This is a genomic window from Acidobacteriota bacterium (assembly GCA_022340665.1).
Classification (GTDB): Bacteria; Acidobacteriota; Thermoanaerobaculia; order Thermoanaerobaculales; family Sulfomarinibacteraceae; genus Sulfomarinibacter.
The window spans coordinates 1-15,599 of record JAJDNM010000088.1; the positions used below are offsets into that span (position 1 = coordinate 1).

General features: G+C 62.9%; 14 protein-coding genes and 1 pseudogene. 6 read left to right on the forward strand and 9 right to left on the reverse strand.

The genetic code is table 11. The features are described from left to right. The 5 genes from LJE93_10390 to LJE93_10410 form a co-directional block, all read right to left on the reverse strand. Positions 1-1,311, reverse strand: a 1,311-nt coding sequence (locus LJE93_10390) for a gamma-glutamyltransferase (GenBank protein ID MCG6949309.1), incomplete at its 3' end; no start/stop codon positions are given. Between the two features lie 7 nt (positions 1,312-1,318). Beyond that, a complete protein-coding gene (locus tag LJE93_10395) occupies positions 1,319-4,312 on the reverse strand; it encodes a TonB-dependent receptor (GenBank protein ID MCG6949310.1) in 2,994 nt (997 codons plus the stop codon). A gap of 223 nt (positions 4,313-4,535) precedes the next feature. Continuing rightward, positions 4,536-4,745: a DUF1737 domain-containing protein gene (locus LJE93_10400; protein ID MCG6949311.1), complete on the reverse strand. Its 210-nt coding sequence runs from the start codon at positions 4,743-4,745 to the stop codon at positions 4,536-4,538. Between the two features lie 70 nt (positions 4,746-4,815). Next, positions 4,816-5,439, reverse strand: a complete 624-nt coding sequence (locus LJE93_10405) for a LysE family transporter (GenBank protein MCG6949312.1) — start codon at positions 5,437-5,439, stop codon at positions 4,816-4,818. A 109-nt stretch (positions 5,440-5,548) separates the two neighbouring features. After that, complete coding sequence (locus tag LJE93_10410; protein ID MCG6949313.1) at positions 5,549-6,406, reverse strand: pirin family protein; 858 nt, start codon at positions 6,404-6,406, stop codon at positions 5,549-5,551. Positions 6,407-6,424: 18 nt separating this feature from the next. On the opposite strand from LJE93_10410, the gene LJE93_10415 reads away from it, so the two are divergent. Continuing rightward, positions 6,425-6,613 carry a hypothetical protein gene (locus LJE93_10415; protein ID MCG6949314.1) on the forward strand — a complete coding sequence of 63 codons (189 nt, stop codon included), beginning with the start codon at positions 6,425-6,427 and terminating at the stop codon, positions 6,611-6,613. Beyond that, positions 6,610-7,836, forward strand: coding sequence for an MFS transporter (locus LJE93_10420; protein ID MCG6949315.1), 1,227 nt, complete (start codon positions 6,610-6,612; stop codon positions 7,834-7,836). The genes LJE93_10415 and LJE93_10420 overlap by 4 nt, the downstream gene beginning before the upstream one ends. 10 nt (positions 7,837-7,846) lie before the next feature. Here LJE93_10420 and LJE93_10425 read toward each other — a convergent pair whose 3' ends face one another. Together LJE93_10425 and LJE93_10430 are read right to left on the reverse strand one after the other, a co-directional pair. Continuing rightward, on the reverse strand, positions 7,847-8,605 hold the full coding sequence (locus tag LJE93_10425; protein MCG6949316.1) for an SDR family oxidoreductase: 759 nt from the start codon (positions 8,603-8,605) through the stop codon (positions 7,847-7,849). A gap of 238 nt (positions 8,606-8,843) precedes the next feature. Beyond that, complete coding sequence (locus LJE93_10430) at positions 8,844-9,629, reverse strand: hypothetical protein (GenBank protein MCG6949317.1); 786 nt, start codon at positions 9,627-9,629, stop codon at positions 8,844-8,846. Positions 9,630-10,071: 442 nt separating this feature from the next. Between LJE93_10430 and LJE93_10435 the strand changes: the two genes are divergently transcribed. Continuing rightward, a complete protein-coding gene (locus LJE93_10435; protein ID MCG6949318.1) occupies positions 10,072-10,548 on the forward strand; it encodes a hypothetical protein in 477 nt (158 codons plus the stop codon). Here the strand turns inward: LJE93_10435 and LJE93_10440 are convergent. Then, the gene (locus tag LJE93_10440; protein ID MCG6949319.1) at positions 10,545-11,828 is read right to left on the reverse strand and encodes an MFS transporter; all 1,284 of its coding nucleotides are present in this window, start codon (positions 11,826-11,828) and stop codon (positions 10,545-10,547) included. The two genes, LJE93_10435 and LJE93_10440, sit on opposite strands and share 4 nt — an antisense overlap. 149 nt (positions 11,829-11,977) lie before the next feature. Continuing rightward, positions 11,978-13,135 (reverse strand): NAD-dependent epimerase/dehydratase family protein, encoded by a 1,158-nt coding sequence (locus LJE93_10445; protein MCG6949320.1) that lies wholly within the window; start codon positions 13,133-13,135, stop codon positions 11,978-11,980. A 189-nt stretch (positions 13,136-13,324) separates the two neighbouring features. Here LJE93_10445 and LJE93_10450 point away from each other — a divergent pair, with 189 nt between their 5' ends. The 3 genes and pseudogenes from LJE93_10450 (at position 13,325) to LJE93_10460 (ending at position 15,406) form a co-directional block, all read left to right on the forward strand. Next, positions 13,325-14,140 carry an SDR family NAD(P)-dependent oxidoreductase gene (locus LJE93_10450; GenBank protein ID MCG6949321.1) on the forward strand — a complete coding sequence of 272 codons (816 nt, stop codon included), beginning with the start codon at positions 13,325-13,327 and terminating at the stop codon, positions 14,138-14,140. A 369-nt stretch (positions 14,141-14,509) separates the two neighbouring features. Next, a pseudogene (gene rnhA, locus LJE93_10455) lies at positions 14,510-14,944 on the forward strand (ribonuclease HI). An 18-nt stretch (positions 14,945-14,962) separates the two neighbouring features. Beyond that, positions 14,963-15,406: a ribonuclease HI gene (locus LJE93_10460; GenBank protein MCG6949322.1), complete on the forward strand. Its 444-nt coding sequence runs from the start codon at positions 14,963-14,965 to the stop codon at positions 15,404-15,406. Positions 15,407-15,599 lie beyond the last annotated feature (193 nt).

Genomic DNA, 15,599 nt, shown 5'->3' on the forward strand with positions numbered 1-15,599 from the left:
GAGGAAGCTGTTGTAGACGATGCCGACACCGGGCGCCATCGCCCTGGCGCCGAAGAAGCGTCCCATCGTCTGGGTCAGCGACACGACGTTGCCGAAACGGTCGGCTACCGAAATCTGGGTGGTCCCTCCCGGCGGCGTATAGAAGCCGGTTTCGTTTCCCAGAATCTCATCGGAGAGTGCATTTTCGAACTCGACCAGCTCCGCCCGCTCGGCGGCGAACACCTTGCTGGTGTAGATGGTGTCCGGCGGCCGGCCGGAGATGCTCGAAGGATTCGTGAAGCGCTCGTGATCCCTGGAGGAGATGTGGAATGCCTCCACGTATGCCTGCAGCTGATTCGTCTGCGATTGGCGAAGCCACTCTGACGGGTAGTGCTCGAGGATGTTGAGGGCTTCGATGACCGCGCCGCCGGCGCCCGGCCACGGGTAGGAAATGATCTCCGTGCCGCGATAGGTCCCGTGCAGGGGCCGGTGCTCCTTGGCGCGGTAGATGCCGAGATCGCCTCGCGATATATAGCCGCCGCGTCTCTTCATATCGGCGTCGATGACCTGCGCGATGCCTCCGCGGTAGAAATCCTCGGCGCCGTATGTCGCGATGCGACGCATCGTCTGCGCCAGATCGGTCTGCCTGATGACGGTCCCGACCTCGGGCACCTCGTCGCCGTCGATGAGCAGGAGCTGCCGCAGGTTCTCACCCTCGCGAATCGTGTCCGCGTACTTGTTGATTGCCGCGCGCTTGGAGCTGGTGACCAGGAGGCCTCGCTCGGCGAGACCGATGGCCGGCTCGATGATCTCGGCCAGCGGCCTCGTGCCGTATCTCGCCAACGCGTGATCGAGCGCCGCCAACGACCCAGGGGCGGCTGCCACCTTGACGCCGTAGAGGCGGTCCTCTGCCCGAAGCTCGGCGAGCTCGTCCGTTGAAAATTCCAGCGGAACCCGCGCCGAGCCATCGATCGCGATGTCGTGCCCGTCCGCCAGGTGGATCAACACGTAGGTGGAGCCGAAGAGACCGCAGGATCCCGGAGCCGAGGAGAAGCTGACGAACGCAGCCGCGACCGCGGCATCGATCGCGTTGCCGCCGTCTTCGAGCACCAGCACTCCGGCTTCGGTGGCCTCGGGGAATCCGGTCGCGACAACCCCGTGCGTGGAGTAGCTCTCGGTCGTGTCGATCGAGGTGATCGGCGGCAGGTCCGGCGCGGCGGTACATCCCTGAAGGGCGATACCGAGGATCGCCATGCGCAGGCTGGCATTCATCGAGCGAGGCATCTTGCCGCGGGTGATACGCCTCGGCATCGAGGTCCGGCTGCAGCGCATCTGCCGCTCAGAAATCAAAGCGGATTCCGAGGCGCACGGAGCGAGGGCTCTGATAGAGAGTCCGGCGGCCGTAGTCCGGGTTGTCGACCTGCGGCTGGATCTCGGTGTTCTGGTCGTAGTCGACCACGTCCTGGGAGTTGAAGAGGTTGAAGATGTCGGCCACCAGCACCAGCTGGCCTCGGCCAAGAGTGAATCCGTAGTCTGCGTGAAGGTCGAGAGAGTAGCTGGACGTCGTCCGTGTCCTGAAGCCGTCTTCGGTTTCGATTCCCGTGCCCCTGGGTGCTTCGGGAATGTCACCGGCGCGGCCGAGCACCGGATCGGCGGCGAACGGCGTCAGCGGCCGTCCGGACGAAGCCTGAAAGCCGGCACCGAGGTTGAGTGAGTCCGTGACGTTGTAGCTGCCCCACAGCTTGAGTTGGTGCGGCCGGTCGTTGGGCAGAGGGCCCGCGCCGAGCTTGCCCAGATACCTGATGTCTCCCCGGAATCCGTACACCGGGACGCCGATCTCCGTGTAGCTCGGGTCGTTGGTCGGGTAGTCGAACATGGACGAGATGGCGGGGTTCGGCTGGTTGTTGTCGTTACGGTAGAACCCCTCGTAGGTGCCTTCCAGCTTCGAGTACCGGTAGGAGCCGACGAACGACCAGCGGTTCGAAAAACGCTTGTGGGCCGTGAGCTCGAGCGATTGATACTCGTGGATCGGATCTTCGAAGGCGCCGACGTCGAGAACCGTGCTCGGAGAGCCCGTCCGCGGGTTGCCGATGTAGCGCACCACATCGCCGGACTCCCCGGTCATGTACAGCACTGCGGCTGCGTTGGCGACGTCTTCGAGCACGCGAGGCATGTCGCGATAGAGGTACTGGATCCCGAGCGTGAGCTGGGGCAGGGCCTCGAACTCGAAGCCGACTATGCCCTCCTGGATGTAGGTCGATTTGGCGTCGGGATCGACCGTTGCCGGGCTTCCCGACGAGACCAGCAGGTGGACTCTGGTACCGAGCGCTTCGACCCCGTCCGGAATCGGCTGGGTGAGCTCCGCGTCGTAGTAATCGGCCCAGATGACCCGGCCGCCTCCGCCGAAGGTCAGCAGGGCCAGATCGTTCGGAATCCGCGCGAAAAAGCGCCCGTAGCTGGCAAAGAGCTTCATGTGGCCGGATCCGGACGGGTCCCAGGTGACGGCGAGCCGGGGGGCCCAGTTGTTGTCGAAGGTGACGTTGTTGGCGGCCCCGATCAGCTCCTGCCGCTCGTAACGGAGGCCGGCGGATATCGTCAGACGGTCGCTGACGAAGAACTTGTCCTGCAGAAAGGCCGCACCGTAGCGCTGGTCGCTCGAGCGTACCCTGGTGAGGCCGGAACGGGCGAAGCGGTACACGACTCCGAGCTCGGGGTCGGGGAGGGCACTGATCCCCACACCGGATCCCGTCTGCCTTCCGTCCCTCAGGGTGACCCTCGGGCCGGTCGAGGCGAAGACCGAATTCCATCCGACGTCTTCATAGGTGAGGCCATAGCGGATATCGTGCCTGCCGAGAATGTTGCTGGACTTGAGGTTGTACTGGAGATTGACCCCGTCGTGTTCGCCGTCGTATCGCCCTTTCCCTCCGGAGTACTGAGGGGCCCCTTGCGTGTAGTCGACGAGCTGCCACTCGTCGACCGAGGGCACCTCGGAGTAGTCATGGGCGGCCCTGGCGATGGAGGCCTCGAGCAGCCAGGCATCCGTCAGGATTCCGTGGTACCGCAGGGATTGGTAGTGGCCACCGAAGTTCAGCGCGCTGAAGGCCGCCTGGTTCGGATATAAGAGCGCACTTCCGGACTGCGGGCCCGTCAATCCCTCTCCCGGATCACCGAACAGGGAAAGGTCGAATCGATGGCCAGTTGCCGCGTTGAAGGTGACCTTGGCGGCATACGATGTGTACTCGCGCTCCCTGTCGACCTCGCCGAGATCGGCCAGCGGATACCCGTCCGGTGCGACCATCGTGGTGATCTGCTTCTGGAAATCCACCGCGGCAAAGAAAAACGCCTTGTCGCTCACGATTGGCCCGCCGAGGCTGAGGCCGAAGTCGCTGGAAGCCTCCTCGGTGATGTTGGCGTTGCCGGCCGCGAGCATGATCGTCGGTCGGCTGCCCTCGAGCCCACCCGGGCTCGCATAGGCGAAGCCGGCGCCGTGGAACTCGTTCGAGCCACTCCTGGTGATGACGTTGACCGCCCCTCCGGTCGCCTGAGCGAACTCGGCCTCGGTGCCCCCGGTTCGCACCTCGACGGTGTCGATGAACTCGTAGGTCACCCCGGTGCCGATCGATCCGTAGCTCGAAGAGTAAGTGCCGAGGCCGCCGAATCGAGGGTCGGCGATGTTGACGCCGTCGACCACATACTGGTTCTCGAGTCCGCTCGCGCCGGAGATCGAAGGGTTGGCTTGGCCGGCGCCGCCGCTGCCCGACACTCCCGGCGCCAGATAGAACGTGTCGCTCAGCCGGCGTCCGACGGGGATCTGATCCAGCATCTGGCTGTCGATCCCGAGCCCGGTGGAGACGGCTGCCAGATCGATCACCGGCGAGGTGGCGACGACCTCGATGCTCTCCTCGAAGGTTCCGGTGGGAAGGGTGAAGTGGAGCTCGGTCCGGTGCCCGAGAGAGACGATCACGCCGCTCTGCTCGACCGTCTGGTGACCTTCCGACTCCACCGTCAGACGATAGGTGTCGGGAGTGAGGTGAGGGATCAGAAAGCGACCGTTCACGTCGGTGCGGACGACCCTCGAGCCCTGGCTCGAGGTGGCGGTGATCATCGCGCCGGAAAGGGTGTTCGAATTGTCGTCCACAACCCGGCCCGCGAGGGACCCCGTTGTCTCCTGTTGCGCGACCACCAGCTGAGTACCAGCGAGCAGCACAATCAGGGTGAATATCACTTGGGACGTTACCAACGTCCGCGCATATCTCGAGCCAGCAGACAAACACCGATCCTTCACAGCCGACATCGAACGCATCTGCTCCAACCTCCAGTCGTCACGTTGCATAGCGAACGGTAATGTAACCCATCGCCGGACACCGGTGCCACCCGTCGCATTGTCACGGGCGCGTTAGGGATGGCGGCGCGACGACGACAATGCGACGAGTGGCACCTTGCTCGTCTCGCAGAGCGATGGGGGTAGGGGAGATTCCGCGCAGTTGCGGCTTGAATTGTCATCCAGTGCGGTTGCACCGGGCAGTGCGACGGCAGTCGATGAAAGGGAACGGCAGCTACTCGGAGGGCCGTGCATCCGAAGTCTTTCTTCGGAGGCGCTTGTCGTCGGGCTTGGTTGCGCGGACCACGGCCTGGAAGACTTCGTCGCCGGACGCGAACGGGCTGCCACACAACGACCACCCTTCGGCCAGGCGCCGGTTGACTGCCTCGGAAAGTTCCGCCGGGTAGGTCGCCGACAACAGTTCGTACTCGTGAATCTGGGTCATCGAATTCCCCCTGTCGCTGATTCAACCATATCGTATCTGGGGGCGCAGGAGAGGCCCGAAAAGGCTCGATTCAGCCGATGAATGCCGACAATCCGTTCCTGATGAAGATTGCAGCGAATACCAGGAGGGCCACGGCGAGGAGTCGGATGATCAGCACGTAGGCGCGACCCCGCAACACGGCGCGGGAGCGTGCGACCAGCACCGCCAGAACACATTTCGAGCCAACCAGGCAGGCGTAGAAGACGACGAGAAATCCAACTGAGGCGATCCAGCCGGATGCGTGTGCTCGGAGAAGAATTGGAGTCCCGATCGTCAGCCAGAAGAGATAGGGGTTCGGATTGAGGAAGTTGACGGATACGCCTTTGGCGAGAGATGCCCGGACTCTGCCTTCGGTTTCGACCGCAGTGGTTTTCAACTCGGCGCTGCGAAGCCCGGCTATCCCGTAGGTCGTCAGCAAAACGCCGCCGGCGAGGCTGACAACCCCGAGGGCCGACTTGGAGTTCTCTATTCGTGCGAGCAGGAGGATGGCTGCGGCGATGACTGGACCATCGGTGATCAACGGTGACAACGAAACCGCGAGGCCGGCGTTTCGTCCTCGAACCAGGGTCTCGGAGACCACCAGCGTCAACAGCGGCCCTGGCGAGAGCCCGCCGCTGAGTCCGAAGACGGCTGCTGCGACGAAAAACTCGAACATCGCATCAGTGTACGCGGATCATGAGGTCCGGCCCGGATCAAGTCGGGTATTCGGGGATTGGTCGACCCTGACTATTGTTTGATATCTCGAGCCTGGTCAGGCGAGGAGTCTATTCGTTCTTTTTGATGAACGTTCCGTCGTTGTACTCGCGGAAGGCGGTCGCGAGCTCTTCGCGGGTATTCATCACGATCGGGCCTGACCAGGCGACTGGTTCGCCCAGAGGCCTGCCGGAGACGATGAGGATGCGGAAGGGGACATCCGTCGCCCGAGCGAGGAGCGAGTCGCCCTTGGTGAAGAGCGCGACCTGGCCGCGGTTGAGCTCGTGCGAACCGTTCGGGCCGACGCGTCCCCGCCCCTCGATGGCGTAGGCGAAGGCAGTCCGATCCGAGAGGGTCGGGTGCTCGAAGTCGGCGTCCGGCTCGAGGGTCACGTCGAGATATTCCGGCTCGACGACGACGTCGTCGACGGGTCCCCGAACACCGGCCACCTCTCCGGCGATGACTCTGATCCTGAGCCCGTCGTGCGGCGAGATCTCGGGGATCGTGTCGCTCGGGAGGTCGCGGTATCGCGGAGCGGTCATCTTCTCGTCGGCGGGCAGGTTGGTCCAGAGCTGGTAACCGCGCAGGCGTCCACCGGTGTGCCGAGGCATCTCCTGATGGATGATGCCGCTGCCAGCCGTCATCCACTGAACGTCGCCAGCTCCGATGACCCCCTCGTTTCCGAGGCTGTCACTGTGTTCGACCTCGCCGTCCAGCATGTAGGTCACCGTTTCGATGCCGCGATGGGGGTGCCAGGGAAAGCCGGCAATGAAGTCGTCCGGGTTTTCGGAACCGAAATCGTCGAACAGGAGAAACGGGTCGAATTTCGGTACTTCGGGGTAGCCAAACACGCGGTTGAGGCGGACGCCGGCTCCCTCCATGGTGGGCTTTCCGGAAATGAGAAGCGCTATGGAACGCGTTTGGGTCATGCTTCGCTCTCCTCCGGTATGGACAACACGACGGCCGCCGATTTCCTTCTCACATCTCGGATCTTGCGCCTCGGTTCGCCCGGTGTCGATGAGGCCGGTCACACATCTTGGCCACTGGTCTCGGGCGAGGACGGCGATGAGGCGACCGGTCGAGATTCGATCTCGGCGCAGGCATCGGCAGACCGAGGTATTCTCGGTGCGAGTTGAGCGCCGATTACCCTCCCGGTTCGACCGAAGAGCGGGTTGCGTCCTATCGCAACCCCGAGCTGCAGGCGATCTTTGGCGTGACGCTGATCGCGGTGCTCGGAGTTTCATCAATTGCACCTGCCTTGCCGCGGATCGCGGAGGTCCTCGGCGTTACTGCAGGAAAGGTCGGACTTCTCGTCACCGCATTCACCCTCCCGGGCGTGCTTCTGACGACCGTTGCCGGGATCCTGGCGGATCGATATGGTCGGCTCCGCGTGCTGCTGCCCGGCCTCATCCTGTTCGCGATTGCCGGCACCGCGTGCTTTTTCGCCGAAAGCCTGCATGTGCTGATCGGTCTGCGGGTGGTGCAGGGGGTCGGCGCCTCGGCCATCGGTTCGATCAACGTGACGTTGATCGGCGACCTCTTCGTCGACCGTCAGCGGACAACCGCAATGGGTCTCAACGCCAGCGTGTTGTCGGTCGGTACCGCCGCCTACCCGGCGGTCGGAGGCGCGCTCGCGATGATTGCGTGGTCAGCGCCTTTTGCGCTCGCTCTGCTCGCCCTGCCGGTCGCCGTCCTCGCCATGCGCCGCCTGCAGGTGGCGCCGAAGGGCGACAAGATAGATCCGGGCGACTATTTCCGCGATCTCTGGGGAATCGTTCGCCGCCGCGACGTCCTGGCGTTGTTTTTTGCCAGCACCTCGATCTTCATCCTGTTGTACGGCGCCTACATCACGTTCCTGCCGTTCCTGATGGCGCAACGCTTCGGTTCGACCTCGCTTGGCATCGGTCTGCTGATGGCTTTCCTGTCGATATCGACCGCGATCACTTCGGCCAATCTCGGCCGGTTGGCTGCGCAGTTGGGCGAGGTCAAGGCCATGCTCGTCGGCTTTGTCGTCTTCGCCGGCGGCCTCGCTCTGGTCCCGCTGGTGCCGAGCGTCTGGATGCTGGCCGTTCCTGCGGTGCTGCTCGGCTTCGCCTTCGCCACGACGATCCCGGTGGTGATGGTCCTGCTGACGGCGATCGCACCTGTCGACCGGCGAGGTGCAGTGATGTCGCTCAACGGTACGGTCCTGCGTCTCGGTCAGACCCTCGGACCACCGGTGATGGCAACCGTCCATCGAGTGGCCGGCATAAACGCCGTCTTCTTCTTCAGCGCATTCTTCGCCCTCAGCCTCGCGGCCTTGATGGCGTGGGCGGTGCCGTCAACGAATTCGGAATTCGGAATTCGGAATTCGGAATGAGATTCGCAAACTAAGTTCGGAGGTAGGACGCTCCATTGACGTCGATGATGGTTCCGGTCGAAAACTCCGAACCTTCCGATGCGAGAAAGAGCACCGCGTGCGCGACCTCTTCCGGTTTGGCGACTCGACCGAGGGGGCTCTGGGCGCGGACCGCGTCGCCGTCGGGCCCGTCGAGGACCCGGGAAGCGAGGTCGGTGTCGACGAAGCCGGGCGCCACGACCCCGACGAAGATCCCGTGAGGTGCCAGCCTCTGGGCGAGAGACTGGCTGAACGCGTTGAGCCCGGCCTTGCTCGCACCGTACGCGGGCCCTTCGGGTTCACCGCGGAAGGCCCCACGGGACGAGACGTTGACGATCCGGCCACCACCGTGCTCGATCATGTATCGAGCGGCGCAGTAGGCGACGTTCGCCGGGCCGAAGAGATTGGTCGCGAGCACGTCCCGCCAGGCCTGCCGCCACTCGTCGTAATCGACCTCTTCCAGGCGGTGGTAGATGTAGATGCCGGCGTTGTTGACGACGATGTCGAGGGCACCGAATTGCTCGATCACGGATTCGATCATCTTGTGCACCGACTCCGGGTCTGAGACGTCGCCCTGAACCATCTGGTGTGGGCCGCCCTCGAGCGAATCGATTGTCTCCCTCGCCGCATCCTCGTTTCGGAGGTAGTTAATGGCCACGCGAGCGCCTCGAGAGGCAAACGCGGCCGCCACCGCGCGCCCGATACCGCGCGAACCTCCGGTGATGAAAACGCATTTTCCGGAAAAATCCATGATGACCTCCCACAGAAGGCAAACGCGCGCAGCGTAACGCCGTCAGCATAGTCGAGAATCGAGAGTTCAGAGTCGAAAACCTCTCTCCGCTAGCTCGAGGTGTGCAGCGCCGGGGCATGGCTGCAACTCTCAACTCTTCACTTTCAACTCTTCACTCTCAACTCTTCACTCTCAACTCTTCACTCTCAACTCTCAACTCTCCTCGTTGATCCTCTTGCCTGACGCGCGTATTTCCGGATCACTTCTTCCGGCGCGTGAAGCACAGCCCCGACCAAGTGGCGTCGATCGAGCAGATCTTGAAGTCGACCAGACCAGCGGCAAGGCCCGTCGCTCGAACCTTTGTCTGGGTGACATCCGAGGCGACGCCCGAAGACTTCTTCGGCCAGCAAACCCAGAGCCTCCCATCGCCCGAGACCTCCGCCATGTGACCAATCTTCTCCTCGAGTTCGGTGCGGGAGGTCAGGAACCACAGAGTGACCTCGGCATCCGGGTCGGTCTGGGACTTCACCCCGACGCCGGCAGGCAGTTCGCCCAGGGTGGACATGAAATCGGCCGGTGCGCCGATCAGGGCAAGTCGGGAGTTCTCCCTGATTCCGAGCTTCTTCGGCAGGGGGGTGCCCGCGTACCCTGCGAAGTCGGAATCCGGAACAACCGGATCGGCGGGCGGCTCGGCGATGGCCCGCCGCACGGCCGGCGCAAGGTCGTCGGCCGACGCGTAGATGGCATCCGGGAGAATTTCGCGAGTGCGTGCCACCTTGTCCTGCAGTCCGTCGACGAACACGAGAGGTGTGTGACGAGAGCCCTTCGCGGTGCGCAGGCTGATGCCGACGTCGCGACCCTGGGACGGGAGTCTCCCGAGATCGATGACCACCGCATCGGGCGCTGACCGACCGAGAGCGCGAAGGCCTGGACCGTCGAGGGAGCTGGCATCGACCGCGAAACCTGCTGCTTCGAGGCCCGCTTGTAGCTCGGCGGCGCGGTCCTTCTTCCAGCAGACGAGGCGAACGAGAGTGGGTTTGCTCACTGGGGGATCATATGTTAGATGAATTCGGAATTAGGAATTCGGAATTAGGAATTAGGAATTAGGAATTCGGATTTTCGAGCTCGGGTTTGGCTCTCACGAGTCCGTTGTGTCATTCCGAGTTGGGGTTTCCCTGTCACGAGTCCGCTGTGTCATTCCGACCGAGGGAGCGGCATGTCACGGCGTAGCCGGAGGCGAAGCCGGAAGCGACCGAGCGGAGGAATCTATGGAAAAGACTGAAGGGCGATGTTGCATTGCCCACAGATTCCTCGGCTTCGCACCTGCGGCGCTCCACTCGGGATGACCTTCCGCCTGAGATGCGGCGGGCAACCAATGGTCATCCCATATCGAGATAGTGGCTGCGGAGGCCTGAGAGCTGCGTTCCCAGATAGGATCCGGATGGGCCAGGCGGTGTTGGTAGAATGCAGTCTCACAGGAGGGCAGGATGAACACCGAAGACCTGCAGATTCTCAGAGGCCTGCTCACCGAGTCCCGGGTCTTGTCGCTCGGCGTGTTGGTCGATGGCAGTCCCCACGTCGGTCTGTTGCCGTTTGTGATCTCGTCCGACTACGGTTCGGCTCTGGTCCACGCGTCGCAGCTCGCCCGCCATAGCCGCGGGCTGCAGCCCGGCTCTCAGTTCAGCATTTTGATCCATGCCGGTGTCGATGATGAGAGTGATGCTCTCCAGGTCCCGAGGGTCACCTTTTCGGGAGTGGTGCACCTGGTCGCCCATACGGACCTGGATTACGAGGCCTCACGCAGGTCGTACATCAGAAAGTTTCCGTCGTCTGAGAAGACCTTCTTCCTCGGAGATTTCAATCTCTACCGGCTGCATTTCGAGCGGGGGTGGCTGGTGACCGGCTTCGCCCGGGCGATCACGCTCGGTCCGAGTTCGCTGGAGGAACTGTCGCGGATGGACTAGTCGAGGCGAGACATCGCCTTCTGGCGTCTGCCGAGCCAGAGGCCAATCATCATCCAGACAGCGGCCAACGGAGTTGCGACCAGCGAGATCGACGCCGCGCCGAGGCCGAGAGCCCCGAGACCGGCATACGACCACGCTCCGACCTGATCGCCGAGCCGGTAGACGAAGGTGTCGATGAAGTTCTTGGCCTTGTACTTCGCCTCTCTCGGCAGCACCGTGTACAGCATTTCGCGGCAGGGCCGTGCGATGGCGTAGTTGCTGGTGCGTCGCAGGACCTGGAACACGGCAATGGTCATCAGGGTCGGGGTGATGCCCACTGCCGCGAAACCGAGAACGCATACCAGCGGGAGCGCGGCCAGCGCGAGGGCGACTCCGATGCTGCGGACGATTCGCCCGGTGAAGAAGATCTGAATGAACGCGGTGAGGCTGTTGACCACCAGATCGATGCGGGCGAAAAACACGGTCCGGGCTGCCCGATCGCTGAAGCTCGCCTCGACGATCTCCGCCTGCTGGAAATAGAGGATGGTGGCGGTGATGGTGTAGAGCAGCATGTATCCGACGATGCCCAGGAGGTAACTCGACGAGAAGACTGTGCGGATGCCGTCGAGCACTCCACCGCCAATCGGTCGCTCGGATCTCCCCGACGGCGGCCGCAACGGGTCGTCGTCGACCTGGTCGGTCGAAGCGACGGCCATCAGGCGCCGAGCGGCGAGCATCGCCAAACCGAGGATCGCCGCCGAGACCAGCAAGAGGTTGGTCGGCCCGAGCCGTTCGGCGAGGAACGCGGTGATTGACGAACCGAAGGCCGCGCCGATGGTGCCGCCGACCGCGACGAAGCCGAAGAGGCGCTTGGCCTGATCCGGGCGGAACAGATCCGCCATCAACGACCAGAAGATGGACACCACGAAGAGGTTGAAGACGGACGTCCAGACGAAGAAAACGCGACCGGTCCACACCCCGGCGCCTTCGGAGCTGAGGAGGAAGAAAAGCCAGAACGCCACCAGGTTGAGGGCGAAAAAGGTGTAGGAGAGTGGGATGAATATGCGTCGCGGCAGACGCGAAACCAGGGCGGTGAAGAGGGGATGGACCAGGAGCATCCCGAGCAGGGTCCCGAGAAACAGCCACGGCAGGTTTCGAACCCCGCCCGCGACGCCCATATCGTCCCGAATCGGACGGATCACGAAGTAGGCTGCGAGCAGAAGAAAGAAGTACAGGGCCGCCCACAGCATGGGACGGATCTCGTCATCTTCGACGGCAACGATTCTGTTCAAGAAACCCATTTCTTCAAATTAGGAATGAGGAATTATGAATTCTGAATTCCCACCCACCCTCCCGATCCCAGAGGGGGTGGAGGGGAAATCCGAAATCCGAAATTCGAAATCCGAAATGCGCAGGTGGGTGGCATTCCTAATTCCTCCTTCCTAATTCCTCATTTTCGACTGTGCCACGCTTTCAGCACCTTCTCCTCGAGCTCGGCCGGACACCCCGCCCTGGGTTTCGATCTCTTTTCTTCGTCGAGCGAGTTCCAGTACTTCATCGTAGCCACCGCTGTGTCGGCAAGAGGCCTGAAGGTCAGGCCCGCCTCGATGGCGCGATCGATGTTCGAGGCCGCGAAGCCGGCGTACTCTCCGACCGGAGGCACCCAGACCGTCATGTGCATCCACGGCTGGACCTCGTGCTCCTCGAGGAAGTCGGCATCCACCCAGGTGAAGGAGATGTCGTTGTCGACGGTGGCGCGGATTCCGTACAGCATGCCGGCGATCGACATCGGCGAACGTGGACCAACGCCGTTGAAGATGCCGGTGGTGCCGTTCTCGACCAGCCGGATGTTCCACTCGCCGAGATCACGCGCGTCGATGAACTGCACCGGGTCGTCCGGGTTGCCGGGCGCCATCACCTCACCGCCTTTGTAGACCCGAACCGGCCAGTAGGTGAACCTGTCCGAGTAATCGCCGGGGCCGACGATCAGCCCGGGCCGCACTATGCAGGAGCGCTCGTTCGAGAATGCCTTTCTCGCCTCCGCCTCACACCGGGCCTTGAGTGGGCCGTAGTTCTCGCCAGTGATGTCCTTGGTTGTCAGTACCTTGGCCTCGTCCTCCGGCGAAATCCGGCCGACCGGTGCCGTCTCGTCCTGATTCGGGATCGAGGAATCTGCGTAAGCAGAAATCGACGAAGTGTAGAGGTAGTAGTCGGCCGCCTCGGCGAGCAGACCGGCCGACGCAGTCACCCAGCGCGGGATCGACGCGGTGTTGTCAATCACGGCATCCCACCGGCGTCCGGCCTCGACCTGGTCTTCTACAGCGGAAAGGTCGTCCGCTCGATCGCCCCTGAGTTTTTCCAGCTCCGGGAAGAGGTGAGTGTTGGTCTTCCCGCGATTGAACAGGGTGACCTCGTGCCCGCGAGCGATGGCGTAATCGACCATCGGAGGGCCGATGAGTCCGGTGCCGCCGAGGACGAGGATCTTCAACTTCTTGGAAGCCTTTTCCACTGTGGACGGGCCGGTCGAGGCCCGGGCTGTCACGCCGAGGCTGGCGGCTCCGCCGGCCATGATGGACAATTGGACGAAATCTCTTCGGGAGGTGGTCATGGAAGCTCCTTTCCATCGTATTCGAGGGGGAGTATACGGCAGCACCGAATTCGGAATTCGGAATTCGGAAATCCAGCCGCGCCTCTGCACGATTGGGGGGGCGGAGGAGAACTCAAAACTCAAAACTCAAAACTGAAAACTGCCTTCGGATAATCGAGGCTGCGAGTACAATCCCTTCCTGGAGGGTCGATGGCAAAGCTGAGCGGAAAGGTCGCGTTCATCACAGGAGCGTCGTCAGGGATCGGCGCCGCCATGGCTCGAGATTTTGCCCGCCGGGGCGCGGACCTGGTGTTACTGGCGCGCAGATGGGAGCGCATCGAGGCGCTGGCCATGGAGATCAGGGCACGCGGACGCCGGGCCTTGACCGTTCGTTGCGACGTCACGGTCGACGGCGAGGTCGAAAAAGCGGTCGAAGAGGCATTGAACGAGTTCGGGCGCATCGACTTCGTGGTGGCCAACGCCGGCTTCGGCGTCGCCGGAGCGGTCCACAAGTTGTCGCTCGAAGATTACCGGCGCCAGTTCGAAACGAATGTATTCGGAGTGCTGCGGACCGTGCACGCGACCCGTGACGCACTGATCGCGAGCCGCGGAGTGATCGCCATCATGGGCAGCGTGATGAGCTTCGTGACGATGCCGGTCGGGTCGCCGTACTCGATGAGCAAGCATGCGGTTCGTGCCCTTGCGGGCTCGCTGAGGGCTGAGGTCGCGAAGTACGGCGTGAGCGTGGTGTTGCTCGCTCCCGGTTACGTCGACTCGGAAATCCGCAAGGTCGATAACCAGGGCCAATTCAACGCTGAAGCTCGGGACAGCATCCCGAGCTGGATCAGCATGGATACCGACAAGGCGGCGGCGAAGCTGGTCGACGCTGTGGTCAAGCGGAAGAAGATCGCGGTCATCACCGGCCACGGCAAGCTCCTCGTGTTTCTCGAACGGCACGCTCCGTGGCTGGTGAGCTTCCTGACCGGGGCGCTGGGCATCAGCAAGCGACGCGAGCGGAAACGCTGACGCCCGGGCACCGTCATCGATTGTGGCAGACTCGAGGATTCTCAGCAGATAGGTGATCGTGCCCTGCTTGTCATACTCAGTGAGTCCGTAGGCCACTACCTCCCCGTCATCTCGAGCGAGCGAGGACCGGAACGGTCCGACTGAGCCGAGGGATCTGTGGGCATTTCGGATGCGCATTGCTGTCCGGACCCACAGATCCCTCCGCTCGTTCGCTTCCGGCTTCGCCTCCGGCTACGCCGTGACATGCCGCTCACTCGGTCAGGATGACAAAGAATGGTGTGCGGCCCTCGGTCGAAATGACAGGGCGGGGGCGGGCTGGAAATCCGAAATCCGAAATTCGAAATGCGTACGTCTGCTATCGTCTTTCCCATGAGCGACGAACTCCCGAGAGTGACGATCTATACCGATGGCGGCTGCCGTCCGAACCCGGGTCCGGGGGGTTGGGGGGCGGTGCTGCTCCATCCCGGACAAGATCCGCACGAGCTCTCGGGAGGGAAGCCGAAAGCCACCAACAACCGCATGGAGCTGGTCGCAGCCATCGAAGCGCTGGGCGCTCTCGAGGGTCCGCATCGGGTCGACCTCTACACCGACTCGACCTACCTTCGGAAGGGCATCACCGAGTGGCTGCCGAATTGGCTCGAGCGCGGCTGGAAGACCGCCGGCAAGAAGAGGGTCAAGAACCGCGATCTGTGGGAGGAGCTCGCGAGGGCTCTCGAAATTCACGATGTCGCATGGCACTGGGTCAAGGGGCATGCCGGCGATCGCTGGAACGAGGTCGCGGATCAGCTCGCTTCCAGTGCCATTCCCCGTGCCCCGCTGCCGATCGACGATCCCAGGGCGGTCCACCTCTTCACCGCCGCCGCGTACTCGGGGAAACAGAAGGCAGGTTCGTGGGGTGCGGTGCTGAGGTTTGGTGACTCGGAAAAGGGCTTGAGCGAGAGGGTCGATGGCGCGTCGGCCAACCGGATGCACCTGATGAGCGCCATTGGCGGTCTCGAAGAGCTCAAGCGGCCGATGCGCGTCCACCTCTACACGGTGTCGGATTATCTGGAAAACGGTGCCACAGCCTGGGTTCCGGCCTGGCGCGATCGCGGGTGGCGGACCCGCGATGACAAACCGGTGTCCCATCGCGATCTCTGGCAACGCCTCGACGATCTCGGCCGGAAGCACCGCATCGAGTGGCACGTAGTCGACGGAAAGAACCCGCCGGAGGACCTCGAGTACGCGAAGCAGCTCGCCAAAGACGCGCTCACACAGCCGGAGTAATTGGGAATGAGGAATTAGGAATGAGGAATTAGGAATTCCCACCCACCCTCCCGGTTCTCCGGGGGGTGCGGTGGAAATTTCGAAATTCGAAATTCGAAATTCGAAATGCGCTGGCTCTGAGTATTCCGAATTGGATCAGGGCGCCACCGGCATCACGTACGTCGGATCCCCGGTGATATCGTCGATCACCGTC